Origin of the sequence: Chryseobacterium sp. R2A-55, from assembly GCF_021401085.1 — a bacterium.
Lineage (GTDB): Bacteria > Bacteroidota > Bacteroidia > Flavobacteriales > Weeksellaceae > Kaistella.
In genome coordinates this window covers 68,679-95,374 of the sequence record NZ_JACBFP010000009.1, presented here as the reverse complement: position 1 = coordinate 95,374, position 26,696 = coordinate 68,679, and the positions used below count along the sequence as shown (strand labels likewise).

The 26,696-nt window shown below is 40.6% G+C and carries 22 protein-coding genes and 1 other RNA gene; 14 read left to right on the top strand and 9 right to left on the bottom strand.

What is annotated here, in order from left to right; translation table 11 throughout:
- Window positions 1-99: 99 nt before the first annotated feature.
- From hutG to L0951_RS10625, 4 genes are all read right to left on the bottom strand, one after another.
- On the bottom strand, window positions 100-1,011 hold the full coding sequence (gene hutG / locus L0951_RS10640; RefSeq protein ID WP_234111244.1) for a formimidoylglutamase: 912 nt from the start codon (window positions 1,009-1,011) through the stop codon (window positions 100-102).
- Between the two features lie 61 nt (window positions 1,012-1,072).
- On the bottom strand, window positions 1,073-2,002 hold the full coding sequence (gene paaA, locus L0951_RS10635; protein ID WP_234111243.1) for a 1,2-phenylacetyl-CoA epoxidase subunit PaaA: 930 nt from the start codon (window positions 2,000-2,002) through the stop codon (window positions 1,073-1,075).
- A 33-nt stretch (window positions 2,003-2,035) separates the two neighbouring features.
- On the bottom strand, window positions 2,036-2,338 hold the full coding sequence (locus L0951_RS10630) for a hypothetical protein (RefSeq protein WP_234111242.1): 303 nt from the start codon (window positions 2,336-2,338) through the stop codon (window positions 2,036-2,038).
- A 55-nt stretch (window positions 2,339-2,393) separates the two neighbouring features.
- Window positions 2,394-3,482 (bottom strand): FAD-binding oxidoreductase, encoded by a 1,089-nt coding sequence (locus tag L0951_RS10625; protein WP_234111241.1) that lies wholly within the window; start codon window positions 3,480-3,482, stop codon window positions 2,394-2,396.
- Window positions 3,483-3,790: 308 nt separating this feature from the next.
- Between L0951_RS10625 and clpB the strand changes: the two genes are divergently transcribed.
- Window positions 3,791-6,394 (top strand): ATP-dependent chaperone ClpB, encoded by a 2,604-nt coding sequence (gene clpB, locus L0951_RS10620; RefSeq protein WP_234111240.1) that lies wholly within the window; start codon window positions 3,791-3,793, stop codon window positions 6,392-6,394.
- 67 nt (window positions 6,395-6,461) lie between these two features.
- Here clpB and L0951_RS10615 read toward each other — a convergent pair whose 3' ends face one another.
- The gene (locus L0951_RS10615; RefSeq protein ID WP_234111239.1) at window positions 6,462-9,008 is read right to left on the bottom strand and encodes a T9SS type A sorting domain-containing protein; all 2,547 of its coding nucleotides are present in this window, start codon (window positions 9,006-9,008) and stop codon (window positions 6,462-6,464) included.
- 628 nt (window positions 9,009-9,636) lie between these two features.
- Between L0951_RS10615 and L0951_RS10610 the strand changes: the two genes are divergently transcribed.
- The 10 genes from L0951_RS10610 (at window position 9,637) to L0951_RS10565 (ending at window position 19,364) form a co-directional block, all read left to right on the top strand.
- On the top strand, window positions 9,637-11,574 hold the full coding sequence (locus L0951_RS10610) for an ABC-F family ATP-binding cassette domain-containing protein (RefSeq protein ID WP_234111238.1): 1,938 nt from the start codon (window positions 9,637-9,639) through the stop codon (window positions 11,572-11,574).
- 77 nt (window positions 11,575-11,651) lie between these two features.
- Window positions 11,652-13,025, top strand: a complete 1,374-nt coding sequence (locus tag L0951_RS10605) for a hydroxymethylglutaryl-CoA reductase, degradative (RefSeq protein ID WP_317207202.1) — start codon at window positions 11,652-11,654, stop codon at window positions 13,023-13,025.
- 25 nt (window positions 13,026-13,050) lie between these two features.
- Complete coding sequence (locus L0951_RS10600) at window positions 13,051-13,221, top strand: hypothetical protein (protein ID WP_234111236.1); 171 nt, start codon at window positions 13,051-13,053, stop codon at window positions 13,219-13,221.
- Window positions 13,222-13,276: 55 nt separating this feature from the next.
- Window positions 13,277-13,663 (top strand): DUF423 domain-containing protein, encoded by a 387-nt coding sequence (locus tag L0951_RS10595; protein WP_234111235.1) that lies wholly within the window; start codon window positions 13,277-13,279, stop codon window positions 13,661-13,663.
- A 41-nt stretch (window positions 13,664-13,704) separates the two neighbouring features.
- On the top strand, window positions 13,705-13,962 hold the full coding sequence (locus tag L0951_RS10590; RefSeq protein ID WP_234111234.1) for a hypothetical protein: 258 nt from the start codon (window positions 13,705-13,707) through the stop codon (window positions 13,960-13,962).
- The gene (locus L0951_RS10585; RefSeq protein ID WP_234111300.1) at window positions 13,962-14,831 is read left to right on the top strand and encodes a DMT family transporter; all 870 of its coding nucleotides are present in this window, start codon (window positions 13,962-13,964) and stop codon (window positions 14,829-14,831) included. The genes L0951_RS10590 and L0951_RS10585 overlap by 1 nt, the downstream gene beginning before the upstream one ends.
- Window positions 14,832-15,200: 369 nt before the next feature.
- On the top strand, window positions 15,201-16,394 hold the full coding sequence (sucC, locus tag L0951_RS10580; RefSeq protein ID WP_234111233.1) for an ADP-forming succinate--CoA ligase subunit beta: 1,194 nt from the start codon (window positions 15,201-15,203) through the stop codon (window positions 16,392-16,394).
- Between the two features lie 155 nt (window positions 16,395-16,549).
- Window positions 16,550-17,158 (top strand): hypothetical protein, encoded by a 609-nt coding sequence (locus L0951_RS10575; protein WP_234111232.1) that lies wholly within the window; start codon window positions 16,550-16,552, stop codon window positions 17,156-17,158.
- Window positions 17,159-17,177: 19 nt separating this feature from the next.
- Entirely contained in the window at window positions 17,178-17,492 is a 315-nt protein-coding gene (locus L0951_RS10570; RefSeq protein ID WP_234111231.1) for a hypothetical protein, read from the top strand.
- A 99-nt stretch (window positions 17,493-17,591) separates the two neighbouring features.
- Complete coding sequence (locus tag L0951_RS10565) at window positions 17,592-19,364, top strand: reprolysin-like metallopeptidase (RefSeq protein ID WP_234111230.1); 1,773 nt, start codon at window positions 17,592-17,594, stop codon at window positions 19,362-19,364.
- Between the two features lie 62 nt (window positions 19,365-19,426).
- Here L0951_RS10565 and L0951_RS10560 read toward each other — a convergent pair whose 3' ends face one another.
- Window positions 19,427-20,254, bottom strand: a complete 828-nt coding sequence (locus tag L0951_RS10560) for a mechanosensitive ion channel family protein (RefSeq protein WP_234111229.1) — start codon at window positions 20,252-20,254, stop codon at window positions 19,427-19,429.
- 198 nt (window positions 20,255-20,452) lie between these two features.
- Between L0951_RS10560 and rnpB the strand changes: the two genes are divergently transcribed.
- An RNA gene (rnpB, locus tag L0951_RS10555) (RNase P RNA component class A) lies at window positions 20,453-20,772 on the top strand.
- A gap of 4 nt (window positions 20,773-20,776) precedes the next feature.
- Here the strand turns inward: rnpB and L0951_RS10550 are convergent.
- The 3 genes from L0951_RS10550 to L0951_RS10540 form a co-directional block, all read right to left on the bottom strand.
- Entirely contained in the window at window positions 20,777-21,595 is an 819-nt protein-coding gene (locus L0951_RS10550) for a CPBP family intramembrane glutamic endopeptidase (protein WP_234111228.1), read from the bottom strand.
- 25 nt (window positions 21,596-21,620) lie between these two features.
- The gene (locus tag L0951_RS10545; RefSeq protein WP_234111299.1) at window positions 21,621-22,490 is read right to left on the bottom strand and encodes a PPK2 family polyphosphate kinase; all 870 of its coding nucleotides are present in this window, start codon (window positions 22,488-22,490) and stop codon (window positions 21,621-21,623) included.
- A gap of 81 nt (window positions 22,491-22,571) precedes the next feature.
- A complete protein-coding gene (locus L0951_RS10540) occupies window positions 22,572-23,099 on the bottom strand; it encodes a DUF1573 domain-containing protein (protein WP_234111227.1) in 528 nt (175 codons plus the stop codon).
- Window positions 23,100-23,230: 131 nt separating this feature from the next.
- On the opposite strand from L0951_RS10540, the gene L0951_RS10535 reads away from it, so the two are divergent.
- Complete coding sequence (locus L0951_RS10535; protein ID WP_234111226.1) at window positions 23,231-25,849, top strand: valine--tRNA ligase; 2,619 nt, start codon at window positions 23,231-23,233, stop codon at window positions 25,847-25,849.
- A 103-nt stretch (window positions 25,850-25,952) separates the two neighbouring features.
- Complete coding sequence (locus L0951_RS10530; protein ID WP_234111225.1) at window positions 25,953-26,597, top strand: DUF4241 domain-containing protein; 645 nt, start codon at window positions 25,953-25,955, stop codon at window positions 26,595-26,597.
- Window positions 26,598-26,696 lie beyond the last annotated feature (99 nt).

Here is a 26,696-nt window from a genome sequence, read left to right as displayed (position 1 = left end):
CCAGCAATTTCACATCATTAAATCCTCCCAAAATAACCTGTAGAGCAGTAAAACTAAATTAAACAAAAAAAATCTAAGGAAAAACAGGCTTTACCGTACTTACATCAAGAACCATTCATTGACCAAAGAACCCGCCAATCTGGCGGTCCTTTCCTGAATGTCAAAAGTAGGATTCACTTCCGCCACATCAATCCCCACTAATTTTTTGGACTTCAGGATATGTTTAAAGAAATGCATAAAAGTGGAATCGGCAAAAATTCCGTTGTAAGCCAGTGCAGAAACCCCCGGCGAAATAGCGACATTGAACACATCCATGCAAATGGTCAGATAAAGCACGTCTACCTTTTCCAGAAGCAAATCAATCTGTTCATATATATAAGAAAGCCTGTCGAAAAAAAGTTCGTCTGCGAGAATATATTTCATCCCGAACTGATGAGCCGTGTCGAAAAGCTTCAGGGTATTTGAATTCCGCTGAATCCCGATATGGAGTGAATGAATCTCCGCTTCCTGAGCAATTTGCCAAAATCCTGTTCCGGAACTCCCCAAACCGTTTTCCGGTTCGCGGTTATCAAAATGAGCATCAATGTTGATGATTCCGATTTTTTTATCCGGAAATGCTTTTCGGATTCCTGAATAATGCGCAAAGGTAACTTCATGACCGCCTCCTAAAACGATGGATTTTGCTTTTCGGGTCAAAGCTTTGGCAACTTTTTCAGCCAATTCGTTTTGCGATTTTTCCAGATCACCATCTTCGCAGTAAACGTTCCCGAAATCCTTTAAGACAAATTCCGGATTGGTGACCGGAAAACTGGACATGCTTTTTCGGATGATATCCGGAGCATCTTTTGCGCCGACTCTTCCTTGATTTCTCCGAACGCCTTCATCCACCGCAAATCCGTGCAAAACGAAATCTTTCGGTGAAATGACATCATAGTCACTTTCCAAAGAAACTTTCTGGAAAATTCTTTGAGCGAGGATATCTGTTCCATCATTGCGACCGTTCCAAATCATAAGGGTTTTAAGCTAAGGTTGTAAATTTTCAGAGAACATTGATTATTGCGGTTTAAACTCATTAAATATTTGCTTTCGCAAACGCTATCGCCGCTTCTTTCACCCATGAATGTTCTTCCTGCGCTTTCCGTTTTGTTTCCAAACGTTTTTTGTTGCAAGGTCCATTTCCTTTTAGAACCTCCATGAATTCGTCCCAGGGTAAATCTCCAAAATCATAGTGACCTCGCTGCTCATTCCATTTTAATTGTTCATCTGGAATTTTCAAGCCGAGAAATTCTGCCTGCGGAACGGTGACATCTATAAATCTTTGTCTTAAAGAATCATTGCTTTCCCTTTTCACCCGATAGTTCATGGATTTTTTTGAATTCGGCGAGTGCTCGTCATTGGGCCCAAACATCATCAAAGCCGGCCACCAAAAACGGTTCAAAGCTTCCTGAGCCAAATCTTTCTGTTCCTTTGTTCCACGACAAAGCGTCATTAAAATTTCATACCCCTGTCTTTGGTGGAAGGATTCTTCTTTGCAAATCCTCACCATCGCCCTGGAATAGGGGCCGTAAGAATTTCCCATGAGCATAACCTGGTTCATGATCGCAGCTCCATCCACCAACCAACCGATCGCACCGATATCCGCCCAGGAAAGAGCCGGATAATTAAAAATGCTGGAATACTTTGCCTTTCCGGAAAGCATATCATTATAGGTGAAATCCCGGTCTGCGGCAATTTCGCCATTACCCAAGGTTTCCGTAGCCGCATAAAGGTAGAGTCCGTGTCCCGCTTCATCCTGAATTTTTGCCAAAAGCGCCATTTTTCTTCGCAAAGAAGGTGCCCTGGAAATCCAGTTTGCTTCCGGGAGCATTCCCACCACTTCCGAATGGGCGTGCTGAGAAATCTGGCGAACCAGCAATTTGCGGTAATCATCGGGCATCATGTCTTTTGGCTCGACTTTATTTTCTGCCTGTACGTATTCAATAAACTTTTCTAAATGTTCCATCTAATCGAGGGTTGTTTATAGGTTTTTCAGATCTTATAGCTTCTGATCGCTTAATTCGTCTTTTGTGTAAATCCCGATTTGACCGTTGCTGAAATCACCTGCCACGAAATTTATTTTTTTTTCCGGGGTCTGTATTTCGTATTCATTAAAAAAATAAACATGTCCTTCAAACGGATCGCGAACTTCAATTTTGCGCTCGCTGCAATGCCAGTAATGGTTCCAGATATTCAGCCCTTCTACCCGGTATTCTTTGTCCACCTCGATGAGCGAGGCAAATTTCCAATTCGTCATAGGTTGCGTTGCTTTTAGTTTTATTTTCTTTAAACGTAATTTCATAACATCTCTTTTTCAGAAAATCCCAGATGTCACTCAGACTCATAAGACCCTCAAATTAAACGTCGTAATTCAGCATCACCACATTAGTGGTTGGGTGACACTGACAGGTAAGTACATATCCTTTTGCGACCTCATCATCGGTGAGCGCAAAATTCTTTTCCATGAAAACCTCACCTTCCATCACTTGCGCTTTGCAGGTACAGCAAACTCCGCCTTTGCATGCGAAAGGAACCGGAAGCTTTTCTTGGATAGCCTGATCTAAGATACTGTTTTTCTTTGAATTCAAATGAAACGAATACTCATCGTCATCAATAATTACAGTCACCATGCTTTCCAGATTCGGTATCGCTTTGAACTCGTCACTCATCTCGGAATTTTCTTCATCATCGGGAGCGGCGTAATATTCGTACATGATTTGAAGTGACGGCACTTTTTTGTCATTTTTCAGATAATCCGAGATGCCCTTGATCATTTCTGATGGTCCACAGGTAAAATAAGTGGCACCCTGAACTGGAATTTCCGCAAACCTCGCAAACAGACGCTCCAGTTTTTCAGCGGTAATCCTGCCTTCAAAAAGCTCGTCTTCAAAATGTTTTTCGCGGGAAAGGAGGTAGATTACTTTCAGTCTTCCGGCAAACTTTTCGGCCAGTTCATCGATTTCCTTTTTAAAAATAATATGGGCAGAACTTTTGTTGCTAAAGAAAAGATACGCATCACTTTTCGGTTCCTGATAAAGCGCTTCCTTCAAGTTGGAAAGCACCGGGGAAATCCCACTTCCTGCAGCAAGTCCTACATAAGTTTTCTCATTGGATGGATGATAATTGGTGTAGAAATGACCCATCGGCGCCATTACTTCCACGGTGTCGCCCAATTTTAAATCATTATTCAGATAGGTGGAGACTTTTCCGCCATCCAAATGTTTCACCAGAATTTCCAGCTCGGAATTTCCTTCTGTGGGAGCATTAATGATAGAATATGACCGTCGCAAATCCTCATCACCAAGAACAAGTCTTAAGTTTAAGTACTGTCCCTGCTTGAATGAAAATTCATTTTTGAGGTTTTGTGGAATTTCAAAGGCGATATGGACGGAATCGTTCGTTTCCTTACGAACTTTTATAGCTTTTAATGGATAAAAATGGTGCATGTTATCTGGGGTGAGTCAATCTTAAAATGAGTGTTAACAAAGATAATATATTTTTAGGTTCCAGAAAATTTCTCTTTTGAGCCACCTACTCACCATCCTGATTTCGGAAAATTTGTCTTACAAAATCCATGAAAAAAGGATCGAATCGGAAATTTTGACCGGATATTGCCTTAAATGTTAAAAAGAATAATCTTTGTGTTAATGTTTTCAGAATTAAAAAATGATTGATAGGAACATTAAGAATTCATCAGTAAATTTGTGTGGGTTCTTAGTGTTTTTTCCAAAATTAAAAATTACCACTATAAAATATGAACTTAAACCAATTCACTGTAAAATCACAGGAAGCCATCCAAAAAGCACAGCAAATTGCTATGGAATTCGGCAACCAAAGTATTGAACCGCAACATTTACTTGAAGGTATTTTTCAAGCAGATGACAGCATTTCGGAATTTCTGCTGAAAAAATCAGAGGCAGAACTTAATCTGGTAAGAGAACGCAACCGCGAAAACCTGGAAAAACTCCCAAAAGTGGAAGGCGGCAATATCTATTTATCACAAACCGCCAATAAAATCCTCCTGGACGCTCCAAATATCGCCAAAAAAATGGGTGATGAATTCGTAACCATCGAGCATCTCTGGCTCTCCCTTTTTGAAGTGAACTCAGAAGTTTCACAAATGCTGAAAAATATGGGAGTCACCAAAAAAGGCCTGGAAACCGCCATCAAAGAACTGAGAAAAGGCTCGAAAGCAACCTCAGCCAGCTCCGAAGAAACCTACCAAAGTCTTAACAAATACGCAAAAAATTTCAACGAACTCGCTGCTGAAGGAAAACTGGATCCGGTAATCGGACGCGATGAAGAAATCCGAAGGGTACTGCAGATTCTTTCCAGACGCACCAAAAACAACCCGATTCTGATTGGCGAACCGGGAGTAGGAAAAACCGCAATCGCAGAAGGAATCGCACACCGTATTATTTCCGGCGACATCCCGGAAAACCTGATGGACAAAACCCTGTATTCACTAGATATGGGAGCACTGATCGCTGGAGCAAAATACAAAGGCGAATTCGAAGAACGACTAAAATCCGTGATCAACGAAGTGATTAAATCAGACGGACAGATCATTCTTTTCATTGACGAGATCCACACCTTAGTCGGCGCAGGTGGCGGTGAAGGAGCCATGGATGCTGCCAACATCCTGAAACCCGCTTTGGCACGAGGTGAACTCCGTGCGATTGGAGCTACAACTCTAAATGAATATCAAAAATATTTCGAAAAAGACAAAGCACTGGAAAGAAGATTCCAAAAAGTGATGGTGGAAGAACCAGACATGGAAAGTGCGATTTCCATTCTTCGTGGAATTAAGGATAAATATGAATCCCACCACAAAGTCAGAATCAAAGACGAAGCGATTATTGCCGCGGTGGAAATGTCTCAAAGATATATTTCAGACCGGTTTTTACCAGACAAAGCCATCGACCTGATTGATGAAGCTTCAGCAAAATTGAGAATGGAAATCAACTCAAAACCTGAAGAACTGGATGTTCTGGATCGCAAACTGATGCAGATGGAAATTGAGCTGGCTGCGATTTCAAGGGAAGGAAACGACGTGAAAGTGCAGCATCTCAAAGAAGACATCGCAAAAGTCTCTGAGGAACGAAATGAAATTAATGCCAAATGGCTCAAAGAAAAACAAAAATCTGAGGACTTAACCGCCATTAAAAAGGACATTGAAGCCCTCAAACTGGAAGCAGAAAGAGCTTCCAGAGCCGGTGATTACGCAAAGGTGGCCGAAATACAGTACGGGAAAATCAAAGAAAAAGAAGCCGATCTGGAAAAACTGGAAATGGAAATGCAAAACCATCAGAATGAACTGATTAAGGAAGAGGTCACGGCGGAAAACATTTCGGAAGTCATCTCAAAATGGACAGGAATTCCAGTCACAAAACTTATCCAGAGTGAAAGAGAAAAACTCCTACACCTGGAAGACGAACTGCACAAAAGAGTTGTGGGACAGGATGAAGCGATCACTTCGGTGGCAGACGCGATCCGCAGAAACAGAGCAGGCCTGAATGACGAGAAAAAACCAATCGGAAGTTTTCTTTTTCTTGGAACAACCGGCGTAGGAAAAACCGAGCTGGCAAAAGCGCTCGCTGAATTTTTGTTCGATGATGAGAACAACATGACCAGAATCGACATGAGCGAGTACCAGGAAAGACACTCGGTTTCGCGTCTGGTCGGTGCTCCTCCAGGATATATTGGCTATGAAGAAGGCGGTCAACTGACCGAAGCTGTGAGAAGAAGACCCTATTCAGTGGTGCTTTTAGACGAAATTGAAAAAGCGCATCCCGATGTGTTCAATACTTTGCTTCAGGTTTTGGATGACGGAAGACTCACCGATAATAAAGGCAGGGTGGTGAATTTCAAGAATTCCATCATCATCATGACTTCCAACCTCGGTTCGCATTTAATTCAAGAAAATTTTGATTTGGCAGTTCGTGACAAGGACGACAATGTTCCGGATGACGTCATTGAAAAAACCAAGGAAGAGGTGTTTGGACTGCTGAAACAGACTTTGCGCCCGGAATTTTTAAACAGAATTGATGAAACCGTGCTGTTCCAGCCTTTAAACAAAAAAGAGATTGGCAAGATTGTGCATTACCAGCTGAACAGCTTTAATAAAATGCTCGAAAAGCGGGGAATCTATATGACCGCGACAGAAGATGCGATCGATTATATCACACAAAAAGGCTATGATCCAAGTTTCGGAGCCAGACCACTGAAGCGAGTTTTGCAGCAGGAAGTTTTGAACAAACTCTCAAAAGAGATCCTTGCCGGAAAGGTGAATGATGGGGACCGGATTACTCTGGATTATTTTGAGGAGAGTGGCTTGGTTTTCAGACCGACAGAATAAAAAATGATTTAAAATAACAAAAGCGGCCGGAAATTTCCGACCGCTTTTTTAGTTAATTGATTTAATGTTATTTTTTCATTAATTTTCTGGTCACTACTCCTTCGCCAGATGTAATTTTTACCATGTACATTCCAGGTTCCAGTTTAGAAACATCTAACTTGTTAACTTTGGAACTTAGATCGTAACTGATCACAAATCTACCATCTGCCGTATATATTTCCAAAGAACCATTTTTCTGGTTTGCCAAATCCACAAACAATTCTGTATTGGCAGGGTTTGGATAAATCTGCACCGCTTTCATTTCATTTGCTTCATTGGTCGCCATTGTGGAAACAATATTTACCGTGTAATCTTCCATCTCTCCAAAAGGATTATTGGCAGCAATTGGTCCGCAAGCATATTCTTGAGAGACGGGATTTTGGGAAGCCAAAACCATCACCCTCATCCTCGTTGGACCCAAAAGTGCTGTACCGGGAATGGTAATATTTCCATTGATCGCCTGATTCAGTCCGGTTCCGATTACAGTAAGTTCGGATGCTTCAAATATGCCATTTTGATTATAGTCTATCCATGCACCCACAGATTCGTAAAGCCAACCATCACCTGAAGGTCCGACGGTTACTGAAATTGGAACTGTGGCTCCCCTCACTAAATCGGTTGACGGACCAGATGTGGTGTAATCTGAATAGCCACCAGTTGAAGTACTGCAACTGGAATTATTGTTAATAGTACCAATGGTTACATTGGTGATCAGATCTCCATCATTACACTGGAATGGGATTGCATTAGTACAATAGCACTGTGAGATAGGCTTTACCGTTACGTTGACCACAGATGAGATTACTTGCGCACTACTCGGAACGCAGGTTATTGTTGCCTTGAATTGGGTGTTTGAAGTGATGCCCGCACTAACAAGATAGGTCGATCCCGTTTGCGGTGTACCTAAATTGGTCCAATTCGTTCCGCCATCAGTTGATTGCTGCCACTGAATACTTAAACCTGATTCTATAGGAAGCCCACTAGCAGTAAGGGTGAAAGGATTGCTTGGACAAGTATTGGACACACTGCTTGTAGCGGTTACTGATGCCGGCAAAGTTGTACATGCTGCAGTAGGAATATAGGTTATCCGGATTTCGGAAACCCTGTTTTCAAGTGCCAAAGCAGATGCATCGCCCGGATCAGTATTATCCGTCCTTTTATAGGCCTGCCTGTTACTGAAAGCTGTTCCATTGGCTTGGTTATAATGCTTGGTTGCACCACCTCCGCCCCACGCGTCGTACACCATTACCACCAGATTTCCCTGGTCGTAATTGAATGGAGTTGTTAAGGTTAATTTTTTCCAGCCCGCGGTATTTCCTTGGTCAGTATTGGCGTCTAGGCATAGTTGTGCACCACCGGTATAGTTGGAAGAATTCCATGCATCTGCAGCCAAAACAGAATTGGAAGTGGTCTTCATATATACTTTCGTTGGTCTGCTCCCTGCGGTTCCGGCATTGGTGGAATTGTATTCGATATCAGTTATCGTTCCATATACACCGATCTCTGATTGCAAATAAACAGTTGCATGCCGCTGATAACCGTACCAATGTGTTAATGCGCCATAAAAAGTACCAGCGGCACCAGTTGGAGTGACCGTAACTTCAGGGTCTATAGTAATCGGGTAACTGCGGTGATTTGCCTTCAACCATGATGCCGGAAGCGCTGTGGTCACCTGAACACCACCGTTCAAGAATTGAATTTGATACGAAAGCAATAAAGCGTGCTGATCCAATTGCGTTTTCTCACCGGAAGTGATTTTTTCGACAGGGAAGTTTAACTTCATAGCCTCATCTCTTGAAATCGCATTATCGAATACTATGGTTTTCCCAAAGTAAATATTGCTGTCCTGACCCGATAACTGAACTGAGAAATTGGAACTGGTAAAGTTAGAAGTCATCTGTTGTCCATCAGCGTTCATTATCTTCCAACTGTTTTGAAGAGGGATGAAATAACTAAACTCCATTGCGGAATTTGGAGAAAGAGCTTCAATTTCTGGAGTTTTGGAATGAAGAATAATGTTGTTCTCCATACCGTTCTCCAAAATGACAAATTCTTCAGAGATCTTATTGTACAGATTGCTGTAAGTAAGTTTCTCATTCTTTACGGTACCATTTGCGGCGGTGGGCTTATAAATCTGACCTCCAATCTTGATTTGCTGATTCTTCCACCATACAAACTGATCGCCATTCGGAAGCTGCATTTTCACCCCGGAAGTCGACGCAGCATTCTTCGGGAAAAAACTTTTGACCTCATTGGTCACATTGCTAAACCCACTGTTAGATGCCTGAATATTCAGGTTAATATCCTGCCATTTTCCCTGAGCATCTTTGTAGTGATAGTTTCCGCCAATCTGAGCGGTAAATGTTCCATCTGAGTTCCGGAAATGCTTCACATTTTGAGCTCTTTTTTCCACAATCTCCGTCTCGGAAAGATTAAGATTGCCCCGATTCGCGGTGGCCACATTCGCGGTCTGAACCGACCTGATTGATTTCGACTTAGCCTGCTGTGCAGCAGATTCCGCCGTCACTCCCGATCCCAATAGAACAAGAAAGGAAATTAGTACTGATTTTTTCATAATCAAAATTGATTTAGGTTAATAAAATATGTGAATTCTAAAATTATCAAAATGGGTACTGAGGGGATTAATGATTTTTTGCGCGCCATCGCAAAAATGCATCAAAACAATACAGATTAATGCATTTCTTCATGATTACAAAGTTCAAATGAGCAGACTCAAAAATATCAAATCAGCACAAACTTTCCAAATTTACACAATTTTGTGATATAATAACCACGAAAAAATGATTCCTTTTTAAAAAATACCTGTATTTATTAAAAACTAAAGCTATTTTGGTTCATTTAATAATTTTCGCATCTTTAAAATCCGCCAAAATTCCGACATGAGGATTTCGGAATCCGAGTGATACGCATGTCTCCCGGCGTGCACATTGTCAATGTGGCACTTACAAAATTACTTAAAGTTAATATTGAAAAATAACTGAAAAAATTTTGTAGTATCAAAAAAATATCCAATCTTTGTCTCGTTCAAAGGCTTTCTATAGCCAAGAATAAATTTTTTTTCATCATTTGTGTTTTTAGGATCTACCGAATTTATTCGGTAGGTTTTTTTTACAGATACTGTTCAAAATACTTTGTGTACTTTTGCACCTCGAAATTCAATCACCTTTCATTAATAATTATTCATGATCTCAGTTCAGGGTTTAGGTCTTCATCACTCCGGAAATTATCTTTTTCAAAATGTCAGTTTCACCATTAAAAAAGATGATAAAATCGGTTTGGTGGGAAAAAACGGTGCCGGAAAATCCACTCTACTGAAAATGCTTTCAGGAGAGATTAATTTCTATGAAGGGAGTATCGTTCCTGAAGGAAATATCACCATAGGTTTCTTAAAGCAGGATTTGGACTTCGTGAAAGGAAGAACGGTTTGGAACGAGACTTTGCAGGCCTTCGAACAAATTAATGCCATGAAGCACGAACTGGATGAAGTGAACCACCAATTGGCAACCAGAACCGATTACGAAAGTGATGCTTATGAGAATCTGATCCACCGAATGACGGAATTAAACGATCTGCTGATGCATCACGATGCCTATAATTTAGAAGGCGATGTGGAAAAAGTCCTGTTAGGATTAGGTTTTAAAGCAGACGATTTCCACAAAATTACCGACGAATTCTCTGGTGGTTGGAGAATGCGGATTGAGCTGGCCAAACTCTTATTGCAGAAAAACGACTTGATGCTGCTGGACGAACCTACGAACCACCTGGACATGGAATCCATCATCTGGCTCGAAGATTTCCTGAAAGATTATCCCGGCTCCATCGTTTTGGTAAGCCACGACAAGCAATTCATGACTTCCGTTTGTAACCGAACTTTCGACATCAACAATAAAAAAATTGACGATTACAAAGCCAATTATTCCAAATACCTTGAATTAAGTAAAGAACGAAAAGAAAAACTAACCCAAGCCAAGAAAAACCAGGACGCTGAAATCAAGCAGATGGAGGACAACATCAACCGATTCCGTGCTTCTGCAACCAAAGCATCTTTCGCCCAATCTTTAATTAAAAAGTTGGAAAAAATAGAGAGAATTGAAATTGACAATGACGATGTCTCCAAATTCAATATCCGTTTCGTGCAGTCGGTAGTCCCCGGAAAAGTCATTTTCGAGGCAAAGAATCTTGGAAAATCCTATGGTAAAAAACAGGTTTTTGACAAGGTGGATTTCTTTGTAGAACGTGGAGCGAGAATCGCTTTACTCGGACAGAATGGTCAGGGAAAAACTACTTTAGCCAAAATTCTAGCCGGTGAAATCAAAGATTATTTTGGCGAATGGAATCTTGGCCACAATGTAAACATCGGTTATTTCGCACAAAATCAGGAAGAGGTACTTTCCCCGAACAAAACCGTTTTGGAAGAAGCCGAAGACGCCGCTACCGAGGAAACCAGACCAAGAGTCCGCGATTTACTGGGAAGCTTCTTGTTCCAAGGCGATGATGTAACGAAGAAAACCCGAGTCCTTTCCGGTGGCGAAAGAAATCGTCTGGCGTTGTGTAAACTTTTGTTGCGACCTTTCAACACGCTGATTATGGACGAACCTACAAACCACCTCGATATTCAGTCCAAAGAAATCATCAAACTCGCTTTACAGAAATTTGAGGGAACCTTAATTGTGATTTCCCACGACCGTGAATTTTTGCAGGGACTTTGCGACAAGATTTTCGAGTTCAGAGACGGAAGGATGAAGGAATTTTTAGGCGACATCAACGAGTATCTGGAATTCAGACAAAAAGAAAGCATCCGCGAGATTTCCGCCGAGAAATCAAAACTTTCTGAAATGCGAAATGAAGTTCCTGCAGTTGAAGAAAAACCGATTATAAGAGAGGAAATGAAATCCGGTCCAAAACAATTCCAGAGCAAGGAGCAAAAAAATATTCAAAACAGGATTAAAAAAGTGGAAGAAAAGATTTCAACATTAGAAATCGAAATCGAAAAGTTTGAGACAAGTTTTGCCCACGAAAATCCATCAGAAGAAACCTTAGAAAAATACAATTCCAAAAAAGAAGAGTTGGATCTGGCTTTGCAGGAATGGGAATACTTGGGCAGCCAGTTGGAAGCTTAAATCAAATACTAAAACGATAGTAAACCGAAACCTCTAGTTTTAAATGTTTCGGTTTTTTATTGGGTATTCCATCCGCTATCTTCCTACTTTTTCCCTACCTTTACCTTTCTAAAATTTTCAATATGAATCACAGTCCCGTTGAAGGATTTTCCAAATTGACGAAACAAAGAAAAATCGATTGGCTCGTCAAGGAATATCTTAATGAAGACCGAAGCTACGAACAGATTTTACAGCAATATTGGAATGAAGATGCAACCCTTCAGAAGCTGCATGAGGAATTCTCAGAAAACACCATTTCCAATTTTTATATGCCCTATGGAATCGCCCCGAATTTCTTAATTGACGGCAAACTTTTGGCGCTGCCAATGGCTGTTGAAGAAAGTTCGGTGGTTGCAGCCGCATCCAAGTCGGCAAAATTCTGGTTAACGAGAGGTGGCTTTAAAACCACCATTATCAATACGAAAAAATTGGGGCACACCCATTTTATTTTTAAAGTTGAACCCCATAAACTGCTGCATTTTTTCAATTTCAAATTGAAGCAAAAACTTTTTGAAGCCACTGAAGACATCACTAAGAATATGAGGAATCGTGGCGGCGGAATTCTCAACATCCGATTGATCGACAAAACCGCGGATATGGTGGATTACTATCAGCTCAAGGCGAGTTTTGACACGGTGGATTCCATGGGTGCGAATTTCATCAACTCCTGTCTGGAGCAGTTTGGAAAAACATTGAAAGAGGAGGTTGAGAAAGAATCTGATTTCACACGGGAAGAAAAAGATTCTCTGCAAATCGTGATGAATATTCTCTCGAATTTCACGCCAGATTGCATTGTGAGAGCCGAAGTTTCATGCAAAATCAACGAACTGAACGACGACAGCGGAATTTCCAACGAGGAGTTTGCCACCAAATTCAAGCGAGCCGTCACCATTGCGGAAATAGAACCATTCCGTGCCACTACGCACAACAAAGGAATTATGAACGGCGTCGATGCAGTGGTCATCGCAACCGGAAACGATTTCCGCGCCACGGAAGCGTGTGCGCACGCATACGCCGCAAAAGACGGAAAATATTCAAGTTTGACCCACTGCACAATTGATAACGGAATTTTCAGATTCTGGATCGATTTGCCTATTTCTGTGGGAGTTGTAGGAGGATTGACAAATCTTCACCCACTGGTGAAATTTTCTTTGGCTTTGCTCGGTAAACCTTCCGCACAGGAATTGATGAGCATTTTGGCGGTTTCGGGATTAGCACAGAATTTTGCCGCACTACGGTCATTGACCACTACAGGAATCCAGAAAGGACACATGAAAATGCACCTTTTTAATATTCTAAACCAACTCGGTGCGACGGAGGACGAAAAACAATATTTCGTGAATTATTTCAAAGATAAGACCGTGACGCACCACGAGGTGATTGCTGAGTTTAACAAATTGCGCGGAAAATAAACCTCAAAAAATCAAGCTTCTAATTATGTTCGGAATCATCATCGCCATCGCGCTCCTCTTTTTTGGAATTTTCCTGAAAATGACCAAGAATCCCGGATTCGCAAGTTCCAAAAAATTTGCATGGATGCTGATCGTCCTTGGAATCATAAGTATTTTGGGGAAACTTGTGATCATGTATTCAAAAGGTGAAATTTGAAATAGAATAAATTCAGGTTAATTCTAAAATCCTAAATCAAAAATCTAAAGAAGAAATGAAAAACCTTACCCTCATTTTCGGCGCTGTTTACGGATTGCTTTCCGTGGTATTGGGAGCGTTCGGTGCGCACGCTTTAAAGAAAATCATCTCGGTTGAAAAACTCGAGAGTTTCGAAACCGGAGTCCGTTATCAAATGTATGCCGCTCTGTTTTTGTTAATAGTCGGCTACATCCTGAAATTTGAAACCTCATCTGAAAAGTGGATTTCAATGCTGATGATTGTCGGTGCGTTTCTTTTTTCGGTGAGCATCTACTTCCTGAGCATGAGCGAAGCCTGGAATATGAACCTGAAAATTCTCGGACCCATCACTCCGCTTGGCGGTTTGCTGATGATTATTTCCTGGGCAATGTTGATTTTCTATTTTGTGAAAACTAAATTTTAATTTCGCATTCCGTACTTTGTACTTTGTATTTCGGATTTTCTATGTTTTTTATCTTCGGCATCAACAGAAAACCCATCGGCAAAGAAAACCGCAAAATTTACAGAAACGGTTTTGAGGTGAATGCAATTATTATGATTTACCGAACGTATTTCGAGGTGTTTTTCATTCCTTTGATTCCACTGGGGAAAAGATACAGCATCTACATCCCCCATTCCGACGAGTATTTCGAGCAGAATTACTTTTCTAAAATACCGGAAGATCTGTTGAAAATTTGTAGGGATGCAGGAAGGATGTATTAATTATGAATAAAGCAAGGATCGCTCTTTTTCTCGGAGTACTCTGTATTTCCATTTTTCCTGTCATGGTGCGGATGAACCTCACTTCCGGGCTGAGTTCCGCATTTTACCGAATGGCAATTGCAACGGCCATCGTTTTGCCGTTTGCGTTTTTCTCGGGCAAGATCAAGATAAAAGACAAAAAGCAACTCATCGGTTTGCTGATCTGCGGGATTTTGTTCGCATCTGACATTGCGGTATGGAATGTTTCCATTCAGAATTCTTCCGTAACACAGGCAACTTTGCTCACTAATCTTTCGCCGATTTGGGTAGGTTTGATTTCTCTTGTCTTTCTAAAATTCCGCCCGAAAACTTCGTTTTGGTTGGGTACAATCTCCGCATTGGTTGGCATGGTCATTTTCATGGGTGTTGACACGGTTTTTCGGCTAAATTTTGATTTCGCCTTCTTTTTGGGGATTTTGTCTGGAATTTTTTATGCCCTTTATATCTTAGTGAGCAAAAGCACCTTGCAGAAAATGGATGTGGTTACATTTTTGTCGATAAGCATGTCGTTCAGTACGGTTTTCCTGTTTCTCATTTGTCTTGTTTTCGGAGAAAAGTTTTTTGGCTTTACACAAAAGGCATGGGTTTCACTATTGATTCAAGGGATTGTATGCCAGTTGGTTGCGTGGCTGCTCATTTCTTATTCCACGAAACGGATGCGCGCGACCAGGGTTTCACTAGTTTTGTTGAGCCAGGTAGCTTTTGCGGCACTTTTGGCAGTGTTTTTTGTTGATGAGAAAATTGTTACCCGCCAGATTATTGGTGGAATAGTTATTCTGTCTGGAATTGCGCTTACTTTTTATGAAAAGCGAAGGAAGGTTGCAGAATAATGCAGATTTGAAGGGATTTGAAATGCTTCAAAAATTTTTTTACGGACAAGGAAAAGCCAAAAAAGCCCAAAATCTCAAAATATGATTTGCGGTCATGAAAATTTTCAATTAAAACATTTTGCAGCTTCATCACTTTGTTTTCTGCCTAAAACAATTTGTACCAAACCGTCGCCGCTACGCAACTGTATTTTTTGCGGTTTGGCGGGGAATAGCATTTTAATGATCTTACATCCATCCGTTGATTCCTTCAATCATTTGGATTTCTTGAAGGATTAAGTAGCGATTCACTAAAAAACTTACATCTTCCCGCTTCCATCTTCCCACTTTTTCGTAAATTTGTCAATCTTAAAAAAATCTAACAAAAATATTATGAATCTTCACGAGTATCAGTCAAAAGAGATTTTAGCAAAGTATGGCGTTAATATTCAGCGCGGTTTCGTGGCAAACAACGTGGACGAAGCAGTGGACGCTGCCAATAAAATAAAAGCAATGACCGGAAACGAAGGTTGGGTAGTGAAAGCCCAAGTTCACGCAGGTGGTCGCGGAAAAGGGGGCGGTGTAAAGTTTTCGCCAAACATGGACAAGCTGAAAGAGAATGCCCAAAACATCATCGGAATGCAGTTGGTAACTCCACAGACTTCTGCCGAAGGTAAAAAGGTAAACTCGGTGCTGATTGCAGAAGATGTGTATTATCCGGGAGCAACAGAAACTAAAGAATTTTACGTTTCCATCCTTTTGGACAGAGCGAAAGGCAAAAATATGATCGTGTATTCTACAGAAGGTGGAATGGACATCGAGCATGTTGCAGAAGTGACACCCCATTTGATTCACAATGAAGTAATTGATCCTGCTGTTGGACTGCAAGGTTTCCAGGCGAGAAAAATCGCTTTCAACCTTGGTTTGAGCGGAGATGCTTTCAAGGATTTTACGAAATTTATTACCAGTCTTTATAATGCCTACGTGGGAATTGACGCCTCACTTTTCGAGATCAATCCAGTGTTGAAGACTTCCGACAATAAGATTATCGCTGTTGACGCGAAAGTGACTTTGGACGACAACGCATTGTTCCGTCACAAAGATTTGGCCGCGCTGAGAGATACCAGAGAAGAGGATCCAACTGACGTGGAAGCAGGTGAAGCAGGTTTGAACTTCGTGAAACTAGATGGTGACGTTGCCTGTATGGTAAACGGTGCAGGTTTGGCAATGGCAACAATGGACATCATCAAACTTTCGGGCGGAAATCCAGCAAACTTCCTGGATGTTGGTGGAACTGCAGATGCGGAAAGAGTTCAGAAAGCTTTCGGGATCATCCTTAAAGATCCGAATGTAAAAGCCATCCTGATAAATATTTTCGGTGGAATCGTTCGTTGCGACAGAGTGGCACAAGGTGTTGTGGATGCGTACAAAGCGATGGGTTCACTTCCGGTTCCGTTAATCGTACGTCTTCAGGGAACAAATGCGGTTGAAGCGAAACAGCTGATTGACAATTCTGGTTTGCCTGTACATTCTGCGATTACCCTGGAAGAAGCGGCAAATAAAGTAAAAGAGGTTCTGGGTCACTAGAATTTTTAAAATAAACACAGATCCGTTCAATTGCTTGAACGGATTTTTTGTTTTAAGAAATGGCAAAAATTCTATTAATTCAAAAAAATTATTACCAAAACCTTGCGATTTAATAAAAAAATATTACTTTTATCAATTCTCACAGATGAAAAAGCATGAAATTTATTTTTGTTTTCATATTGACCATTTTGATTACCTGCGCAAAGACCGGAAAGGAAGATCCCCGATCCCCTTCCGCGGAAACGAATTCGGAGATGAAGACCGAATCCACGCAGGAAAAAAGCAGAATTTCAGAAAATAAAATATCCCATACCGAAAAAACTTCAGAACCCTATAAGGAAACTGATTCCGCACCTGAAAATAAATCCATGAATCAACCGAAGCCAGCCTCCATCCAAGAAATTCAGTTTGAAGACCTGAATCACTTTCTGTATTCTTTAACCCAGGAGAAATTTTTGTTGATCAGCGATCAGAAGAAAATGGATGAAATCTACGCCATCATCCATCAAGAGAATGGCGGCGGGAGAATGGCCCCTATTCCAACGATATCAGAGGATGAATCCTACCTTATTTTTAAGCCAGAATTAAAGAATACGAACGATATCGAAATCTTGAAGATTTATCTCAAGAATGGAATTTTAAATGTGGACGTGAAACCTTTTAATGATCCTCAAAGAAGCAGCGCTTCAAGAGTTTCACCAAATGTGATGGTCAAACTTCACTCAAGAGTAAGTTCAAAGCGAATAAACATCAACTATAAATAACAGTTTTAAACAAGTAATTATGAAAACAAAAATTACGCTTTTATCTTGCCTCCTGATGGCAATCTGGGGTTTTGGACAAAACTATTGGTCCAAATCTTCCTCGGTCCCTACGAAGGACCTGAATGTGAGAATGACAAAACCTAACTCATTTTCGATTTATAATCTGGATCTGAACAAGATCAAAGCCGTTCTGGCTCAATCTCCTATGAGATTTACCAACACTCCGGGACAATTGGTCACTTTTCCGAATGCGGAAGGGAAATTCAAGCAATATCTTGTACACGAAGCACCAGTAATGGCTCCGGAACTGCAGGCAAAATATCCGGAAATCTGATCTTATATTGGAGTTCAAAAAGACAATCCCGCAAACTCTGTCCGATTTAGTGTAACACCGGAAACCGGAGTGAGCGCCATGTATTTTGACGGAATGAAAGTGAGCTACTTAGACAGCTACACCAAAGACAACTCCAAATATATTTTCTATGAAAGAAAAGATTTGCCGGTAAATGACCGGATTTTTGAATGCAATGTGGAACATCTGATTGAAGAGAGCGCCACAGAACCGCCTATGAGTAACGCTCCACTGATTTCAGATGGCAAAATGAGAACTTATAGACTTGCTTTGGCAGCAACAGGAGAATACACCATATATCACGGAGGAACAGTTGCAAAAGCACTTACTGCAATGAACGTGGCTATGACCAGAGTAAACGGTGTTTATGAGAAAATACTTTCAGTAACAATGGTCATGGTTCCAAATACCGACCTTTTGATCTATACGGATCCAAACACCGATCCATATACCAATAACAATGGAAGCACCATGCTGGGACAAAATATCTCGACTTGTAACAGCGTCATCGGATCTGCAAATTACGATATAGGTCACGTCTTCTCTACCGGAGGTGGTGGTGTTGCGTATCTGGCGTGCATCTGCGGCTCCAGCAAAGCAGGTGGAGTTACCGGTTTGACCGCTCCAATTAATGACGTTTTTTACATTGATTACGTGGCACATGAAATGGGTCACCAATTTGGAGCGAATCATACATTCAATGCAACTACGGGAAGTTGTGGCGGAGGAAACAGAAACCTCGCGACTGCTTTTGAAGTTGGTGGAGGAACCACCATTATGGCTTATGCAGGAATTTGCACCGCAACAAACAATGTGCAAAATAACAGTGATGCGTATTTCCATTCCGCTAGTGTAAATGAAATCAATAACGTGATCACAAGAGCATCCGATTGCTCAGTAAAAACACCTAACAATAATGGAGTTCCAACCGCAGATGCGGGTGCAAACTATACCATTCCTAAAAGCACCGCGTTTGTGCTGACAGGAGCGGGAACCGATCCGGATGGAGATCCAATCACCTATTTATGGGAACAATTAGATAACCAATCCAGCACGCAACCACCAGTTTCTACTGCAACCGGAGGACCTAATTACAGATCTTTCTTTGCCACTTCTTCTCCATCAAGATATTTCCCCAATATGACCTCCATCATGAACAATGATTTGGTGCCAAAATGGGAGGTAACTCCAAGTGTAGCGAGAACATTGAACTTTTCACTATTGGTCAGCGACAACAAAGCAACCGGAAACCAATCTGCAAGAAGTACCATGAAAGTAACCGTAACCAATGACGGACCTTTCAAAGTGACTTCGCAGACTACCAATACCCAGGTTGATGCAGCGGCGCCATATACCGTAACTTGGGATGTTGCCGGAACAAATGCCGGAACCATCAACACTTCCACCGTCACCATTTACCTGACAAAAGATGGAGGAGCCACATTCTATCCAGTTGCAGCAAGTGTTCCAAATACCGGTTCTGCAACATTTATGCTTCCTAACGAAGATGTGAATTCGGCGAGATTAATGGTAAAAGCTGATAATAACATCTATTTCGCACTAAATTCTTCCAATTTCTCCATTAAGAAATTCTTGGCAGTTGGTGACGTAAATGTGAAGAATATCGCGATTTATCCAAATCCTGCAACAAATGAAGTCAATGTAATGTTGAAAAACAAAGCTGAAGCTGCTTCTTATAGCATTTATGACCATTCAGGAAGAGTTGTTGCAAAAGGAAATATTTCTGCTGAAGGAAAAATCAATGTTTCGAATCTGGTTAATGGAAACTATATCCTAAACATCGAATTGAAAAACGGCGAGAAATTTACAGATAAACTTATGATCAAGAAATAATTATAAGCTTTAAAATTCATAAAGGATGTCCAAATTTGGGCATCCTTTTTTTGTTCAATATTTCATCGGTTTTGGTTGGGATTAACCATTTGGATTTCTTCCTGATCTAAACGCTGTTTTATTTTAAGCAGAGCTTCGCTTCGTACCAGCACAATATTCAGACCTTGTTTCATCCAAAATTGCGCCTCAATGGTGAAGACTCCGAAGTTTTGCTTCAGCAATACAACCTGGGCAAGATTAAGCCGATCCACAGCATCAAGCTTTCGCACTTCATCCAAAATCACCTCTTTGGCTTTCTCCAAATCCTGGCTGTTTGGAATTTCAATATCAATGAATATTTTCCTATTCGCAGAAGCCGAAAAATTAATGAATGGAGCATTGAAAATCAACTGATTCGGCAGGTAAACTTTCTTTCCGTCATCGGCAATAATTTTCGTGGTCAGGAATCCGATTTCTTCCACCGTGCCGGTAATATTACTGATTTGCACCACATCTCCTGGTTTGAAGGATTTATCAATTCCCACCAAAACTCCCGAAAACATGGACGACACCAAATCTTTCAGCGCAACTCCCGCAATAATTCCAGCTACCCCCAAACTTCCCAGTAACTTCATGAAAAAACCACTGAGCCCTATGATTTCCAAAGAGACAAAAGTTCCGAAAAGGATAATCAAAAACCGAAAGAAACCAACCAAATTGGTCATGGTCTCCGCTTTGCGGCTTTTGGGGAAAAGGCGATGAAAAAGCTTCACTGTAGCTTTGCTCAGGAAAGAGCTGGCCATAAGAAAGAAACTGAAAACCAAAATCCCAACAATCAATTTTGGGGTAAGCTCCGCAAAAGTGAGATACCATCTTTGCAAAACGGAAGAAACAACGCTAAAATAATCCATAATTCAAAAATAGGAAAAAGTCCGAAGATCAGAGCTGGAAAATAGATTTGTTATCAGTTTGAAGAATCTGATCCTTTCGATGGAGGTTGGTTTTTGTTCTAAAATATATTTTTCCGCTCCTAGTCACTTTTTCAACTTCCTGATTTTCTCTCATGTTCCGTCTTCAGACTTACCGCTTTTCCATATCTTTGCAATCCACAAGAAAAACGGCTTGTTGATTCCCTCCCGAAGTTTCGGGATCGGGGGTAGGAAAGTCCGGACACCACAGAGCAGCAAAGCGGATAACATCCGTCGGTCGCGAGATCAGGACCAGTGCAACAGAAAGAATGTATATTTAGTTATAGTGAAATCAGGTAAACTCTTTGCGGTGCAATGTTAAGTATATCATCAGTTAAGGGCTGCTCGTCCGTTGATGAGGGGTAAACAGCTCAAGTTTTGCGGCAACGTAAAACGCAGATAAATAACAAGCGCCTCGTTTCGGCGGGGAACAGAATCCGGCTTATAGTTTTTCTTGTGGGTTTTTCAGGAAATTTCCAACTTCTCTTTCTCCTTCTTCATTGCCTTATTAAAAAGCAGAAATCCGGAGTAAATAAAAATGACACCTATAATCACGATCAAAAAATAGGACAGATTGAACCTGTTTTCATAAATGAATATCTTGAAATCAATGAAAAAACTTTGGTTTAGATAGGTGAAGAAATTATAGAGAAAATGCAAAATAATTGGATAGAGTATCTTTTTCGATCGCTGAAAGGCAAAAGAACAAAAAAATCCCAACAGAAAAGTCGGGAACAGATTCCGATAATCGGGAACATGAATCAGTGCAAAACAAAGACTTGACCAAACCATTGCCGTCCAAACATGATATCTGTTCAGCATTTTTGCAAAAAGATATTTCCGAAAGACCAGTTCCTCACCAATCGGAGCGATAATTAAAGATCCAATGACTCCCAAAACCTGTGAATAGATTGGGTTATTATTGACAAAATTACGAAAATCGTCTGGCTTAAAATCGAATTTATACCGCTCAATATAGACACTGTATAAATCAAAGAATAGGCGGTTGAGCAGGAACAAACCACCCGAAATCATGACCATAGAACAGACATGGTCTATCCTGGGAATTTTCTCTTCTGCATGATTTAAGGTGACCTGTTTTCTTAAAAATAAAAACCAAAACAACACATAGAAAGAAACTTTTGAGAGCATTTCGAAAGTGGAATACAGATTTGTCTCGTAATCCAGGAGATCAAAACGAAACGGCAATACAAACGCGAAATAAAAAAGTGCATCCAGAATCAAAAAAATCACCGAAAACAGTAGTGCTCTCCAAATATCCATAGCCAAAACCACCCCTTATCAAAAATTATTCACCAAGCAGATGATCCTTTGCAGCCTTCAAAGCAGTACGATCCTGATCGGACAAAACCGGATATTTTAAGTTCATCCTATTCATAGCATCAATAATAATCTGGATCGCCGCGACCCTTGTAAACCATTTGTCGTCTGCTGGAATCACAAACCAAGGCGCATGTTTTCTGGAAGTTTCGTTGATGGCTTCCTCATAACACGCCATGTATTTCTCCCAAAGTGCGCGTTCCGGGAGGTCACCCAGAGAGAATTTCCAATTTTTTTCCGGTTCGTCAATTCTTTCGATCAATCTTTCTTTCTGCTTTTTTTTAGAAACATTCAGAAACATTTTCACGATCGTGGTACCATTTTCAGCAAGATGTTTCTCAAAATTCCGGATACTTTCATACCGGTTTTCCCAGAATTTGGCATCAAAGTCCTCCACATTTTTCCAGACTTTTTCACTCAGATTATATTCGGGATGTACTTTGCAGACCAAGACGCTTTCATAATGACTTCTGTTAAAAATACCGATTTTGCCCTTTGCCGGAACTGCCAAATATTGCCGCCACAAAAAATCATGGGAATATTCTTTGGTACTTGGAGTCTTGAAACTGGTCACCTCGCAACCTTGCGGATTCACCCCACTGAAAACATGTTCTATCAGCGAATCTTTTCCTGCCGCATCCATCGCCTGGATAACGATTAACAAAGATTTGCTGCCATCCGCATAAAGTTTCTCCTGCAGTTCGCGGAGCTTTACTTTCTCCTCATCCAGCATTCGTATTCCATCTTCCTTCGAGAGTTTTCCTTTGTATTCTGTTTCTACATTTTTGATCGAAAACTTATCATTGATCATAAAATTGTCGCTAAAATCTAAATCCATCATCAAATTTTTATTAAAAATAAAAAAATCACCCCAATAATGGAGTGATTTTTGAGAATTATTTTAGAAAACGCTATTGAATTATTTTGCGATCTCTTTTTTTGCAGTATTTTTTGCTTCCTTTTTCACTTTCATGGTAGCTCTTGCCGGTGCAGCAGCTGTAGCTTGGGAAGGTACACTTTCAAATTTTTGTGCAACCGCCAGATCAGCTGAGGCGGCTTTCATTTCTGCAGCAGCAGTGGCGGCAGGTTCCACAGTACCGGTGATATTGACAACTGATCGGCTGTTTTCCGGATCGTTGGAATACACTTCAATAGATTTGGTAAAATGTCCGGTAAGCGTAGTGTTGTAATGCACTTTGATTTGACCTGTTTTTCCAGGCATAATTGGATCCTGGCTCCATTCCGGAACTGTGCATCCGCAAGACGGCTGTACTCTTGAAATAATCAACGGTTTGTCTCCAGTGTTTTTTACCACGAAATTTCTGTTGCCATCAGCACCGTTTTTCACAGTTCCATAATCCACAGTAGTCTTTTCGAATGAAATTGTTTGTGCTGACGCAAATGCGAAAGATGCAGTTAAAAATAAAGCTGCGAAAATATTTTTCATATTCCTAATTTGTTTTTTTTGGTTGTTTGATAAATCTTAAGAGACAAAGTTAAAAATTATTTTATTAATCCATATAAAAAATTTTATTTACCCTATTTTTGCACATTATTTTAATGTTTATTTAAGATTGTATGCAGATTTCAGACAAATATAATCCACAGGAAACCGAACAGAAATGGTACAGCTATTGGCTTGAAAATAACTATTTTCATTCCGAACCCAACGAAAAGCCGCCATATACCGTAGTAATTCCGCCACCCAATGTGACCGGAATTCTCCACATGGGACACATGCTGAACAACACGATTCAGGATGTTTTGGTGCGAAGAGCCAGAATGCAGGGATTCAATGCTTGCTGGGTTCCCGGAACGGATCATGCCTCGATTGCAACAGAAGCAAAAGTGGTGGCAAAACTGAAAGAAGATGGAATCAGCAAATCCGAAATTACCAGAGAAGAATTTCTGAAACATGCATGGGAATGGACTGATAAATACGGCGGAACCATTCTGGAACAGCTGAAAAAACTCGGCGCATCTTGCGATTGGGAAAGAACCCGTTTCACGATGGAGCCGAAACTTTCAAAACAGGTCATCAAATCCTTTGTGGACCTATTTAATAAAGGACTGATCTACAGAGGTTACCGAATGGTCAATTGGGATCCGGAAGCGAAAACCAATATTTCCGACGAGGAAGTCATCTTTAAAGAACAAAATGGAAAGCTTTATTTTCTGAAATATAAAATAGAAGGAACAGAGGAATTTCTTTCAGTTGCTACCACACGCCCAGAAACGATTTTCGGAGATACCGCGGTCTGTGTCAATCCAAATGATGAAAGATACACCCATTTGAAAGGGAAAAAAGTTATCGTCCCCATCGCAAACCGTGTGATTCCCATCATAGAAGATGATTACGTGGATATCGAATTCGGAACCGGAGCATTGAAAATTACGCCGGCTCATGACACAAACGATTATGAAATCGGGCAACGCCATCATCTGCCAATGATTGATTCTTTGGATGATGACGGTAACCTAAACCAGCACGGACTTCATTATAACGGAAAAAACCGATTCGAGGTCAGAAAACTTATTGCAAAAGAATTAGAGGAAAAAGGTCTTCTCTTAAAAGCTGAAGATTATGTGAATAAAGTAGGAACTTCCGAAAGAACTGGCGCCATCATCGAACCGAAAATTTCGCAGCAGTGGTTTTTGAAAATGTCTGAAATGGCAAAACCGGCATTGGATGTGGTGATGAATGATGAAGTGAAATTCCACCCCGAAAAGTTTAAAAATACCTACCGACACTGGATGGAAAACATCCGGGATTGGAATATTTCGCGCCAGCTTTGGTGGGGACAGCAGATTCCGGCGTATTATTTTGGGGAAGGCGAAAATGATTTCGTGGTTGCGGAAACCATCGAAGAAGCCTTAACTTTAGCCAAAGAAAAGTCTCAGATTTCCAATCTGGAAATTTCTGATCTCAAACAAGATGAAGATGCTTTGGATACTTGGTTTTCTTCCTGGTTATGGCCGATTTCGGTCTTCGACGGAATGCTGGAACCAGAAAATAAAGACATCAACTATTATTATCCCACTTCGGATTTGGTAACCGGTCCGGATATTATTTTCTTCTGGGTCGCAAGAATGATTATGGCCGGACTGGAATACCGAAAAGAAGTTCCGTTCAAAAATGTTTATTTCACGGGAATTGTCCGCGATAAGCAAAGAAGAAAAATGTCTAAATCACTCGGAAATTCTCCGGATCCAATAGAATTGATTGAAAAATACGGCGCAGACGGCGTTCGTGTGGGAATTTTGCTGAGCTCCGCCGCCGGAAACGATCTGCTTTTCGATGAAGATCTGATGTTGCAGGGAAGAAATTTTGCCACCAAGATTTGGAATGCCTACAAACTGATTCAAGGCTGGAAAAAAGATGAAACCACAAAGCCCAATCATTCAGATCATCAAGCAATTGAATGGTTCCGAAATCAAATGGACAAAACCATTGTGGAAATTGGTGACCAATTCGAAAAATTCAGGATTTCTGATGCATTGCATCTGGTTTACAAAGTGATTTGGGACGATTTTTGTTCGTGGTATCTGGAAGCCATCAAACCCAATTTTGGCGCACCGATTGCTCCACAAGTTTATGATCAAACCATTTCCTTTTTCGAGGAACTGATGAAGTTGCTTCATCCGTTCATGCCATTCTTATCTGAGGAATTGTGGCAGAATATTTCGGAAAGAACACCAGAAAACGCCTTGGTGATTTCACAACAAAGAAAGGCTGAAACCTTTAATAATGAATTGATTAAAGATTTTGAAACTTCCAAAGAAATTATCTCAGGAGTGAGAAATTACCGGCAGTCAAAAGGGATTTCGCCTAGAGAAAGTGTTGAAATTTTCACCAATGCAGAAACTATTTCCAATGAAGAACTAGTAAAAAAATTAGCGAATATTTCCGATATTCATTTTAGCCAAAAAATAGACAAACCAAGTTTTACTTTTTTAGTTGGAGCGACAGAAGTTTCAATTCCACTAAGTGAAAACATCGATTTGGCTGAAGAAAAAGGGAAAACTGAAAAAGAACTTCAACATCTAAAAGGTTTCCTAATGTCTGTTCAAAAGAAACTTTCAAACGATAAATTTATGGCTGGAGCCCCACAAAATGTAGTAGATATTGAACTGAAAAAGCAAAAAGACACACAGGAAAAAATCGCCTTGTTGGAAGAAAAACTGAAAACACTTTAAGAATTCGAAAAGATCTGAAATGGTATGATTCAATGTAAATTACGAACAAAATAAGCAGTTTTTGTAGTCTATCTTCTATGCTTTTTTCTCCATACTCTTTTTTATGAAACATCTCGAAAATATCGCCAAACTTTTCAACAAAGATTTTGTTGAAAGTCCTTTGCTCGAAACATTTGAAGTTGGAAAAATAGAACTTCCAACAGGTAAACTGGTTGCTTCTGATCCATTGACAACAGGGGAAATGCCAGCGTTTGAAACCGCTTTCCCAATCGGTGAATTTCCGGTTTTTGTGCATAAAGAAAGAGACAGCAATTGTGTTGCATATGCAGAAATTGTTTTTTCAGACCGAGAAATTTCAGAATGGAAGCTGGCTACCCGATCCGGAGAACATCCAAAAGATTTAAAAGAAGGCGAAATCTTCGGATATCCGGTAGAAAGCGGAATGGGCTGCTTCATGGATCTGGAAACCCAGACTGAACTGAACCATTTGGAAAAGAGGCTTTTCCACAGAAAAGGTGACGATTTCATGGGAATTTACGAGGAATTTTTTCATCAACACTTTTTTGATGAAAACGGGGCAATAGATCAATTCGCCTTCCTGAAACCCAATGACGAAAAACCGGGGAACATCATCGCTTTCGAAACCGGTTATGGCGAAGGTTTTTACGCCAGTTATATCGGTGTGGACCCAAATAATTCACCGGTGAAAATCATTTCGGAATTTATTGAGGTGGAGGTTGAAAATTGATCAACTCCTATTTTCCACATACTGAAATTTCATTTTAGCTAAAGGTAAATCGTTAATTTTGAAAAACAGATATCCATTTCTTGATGAGTGGATTTTCTT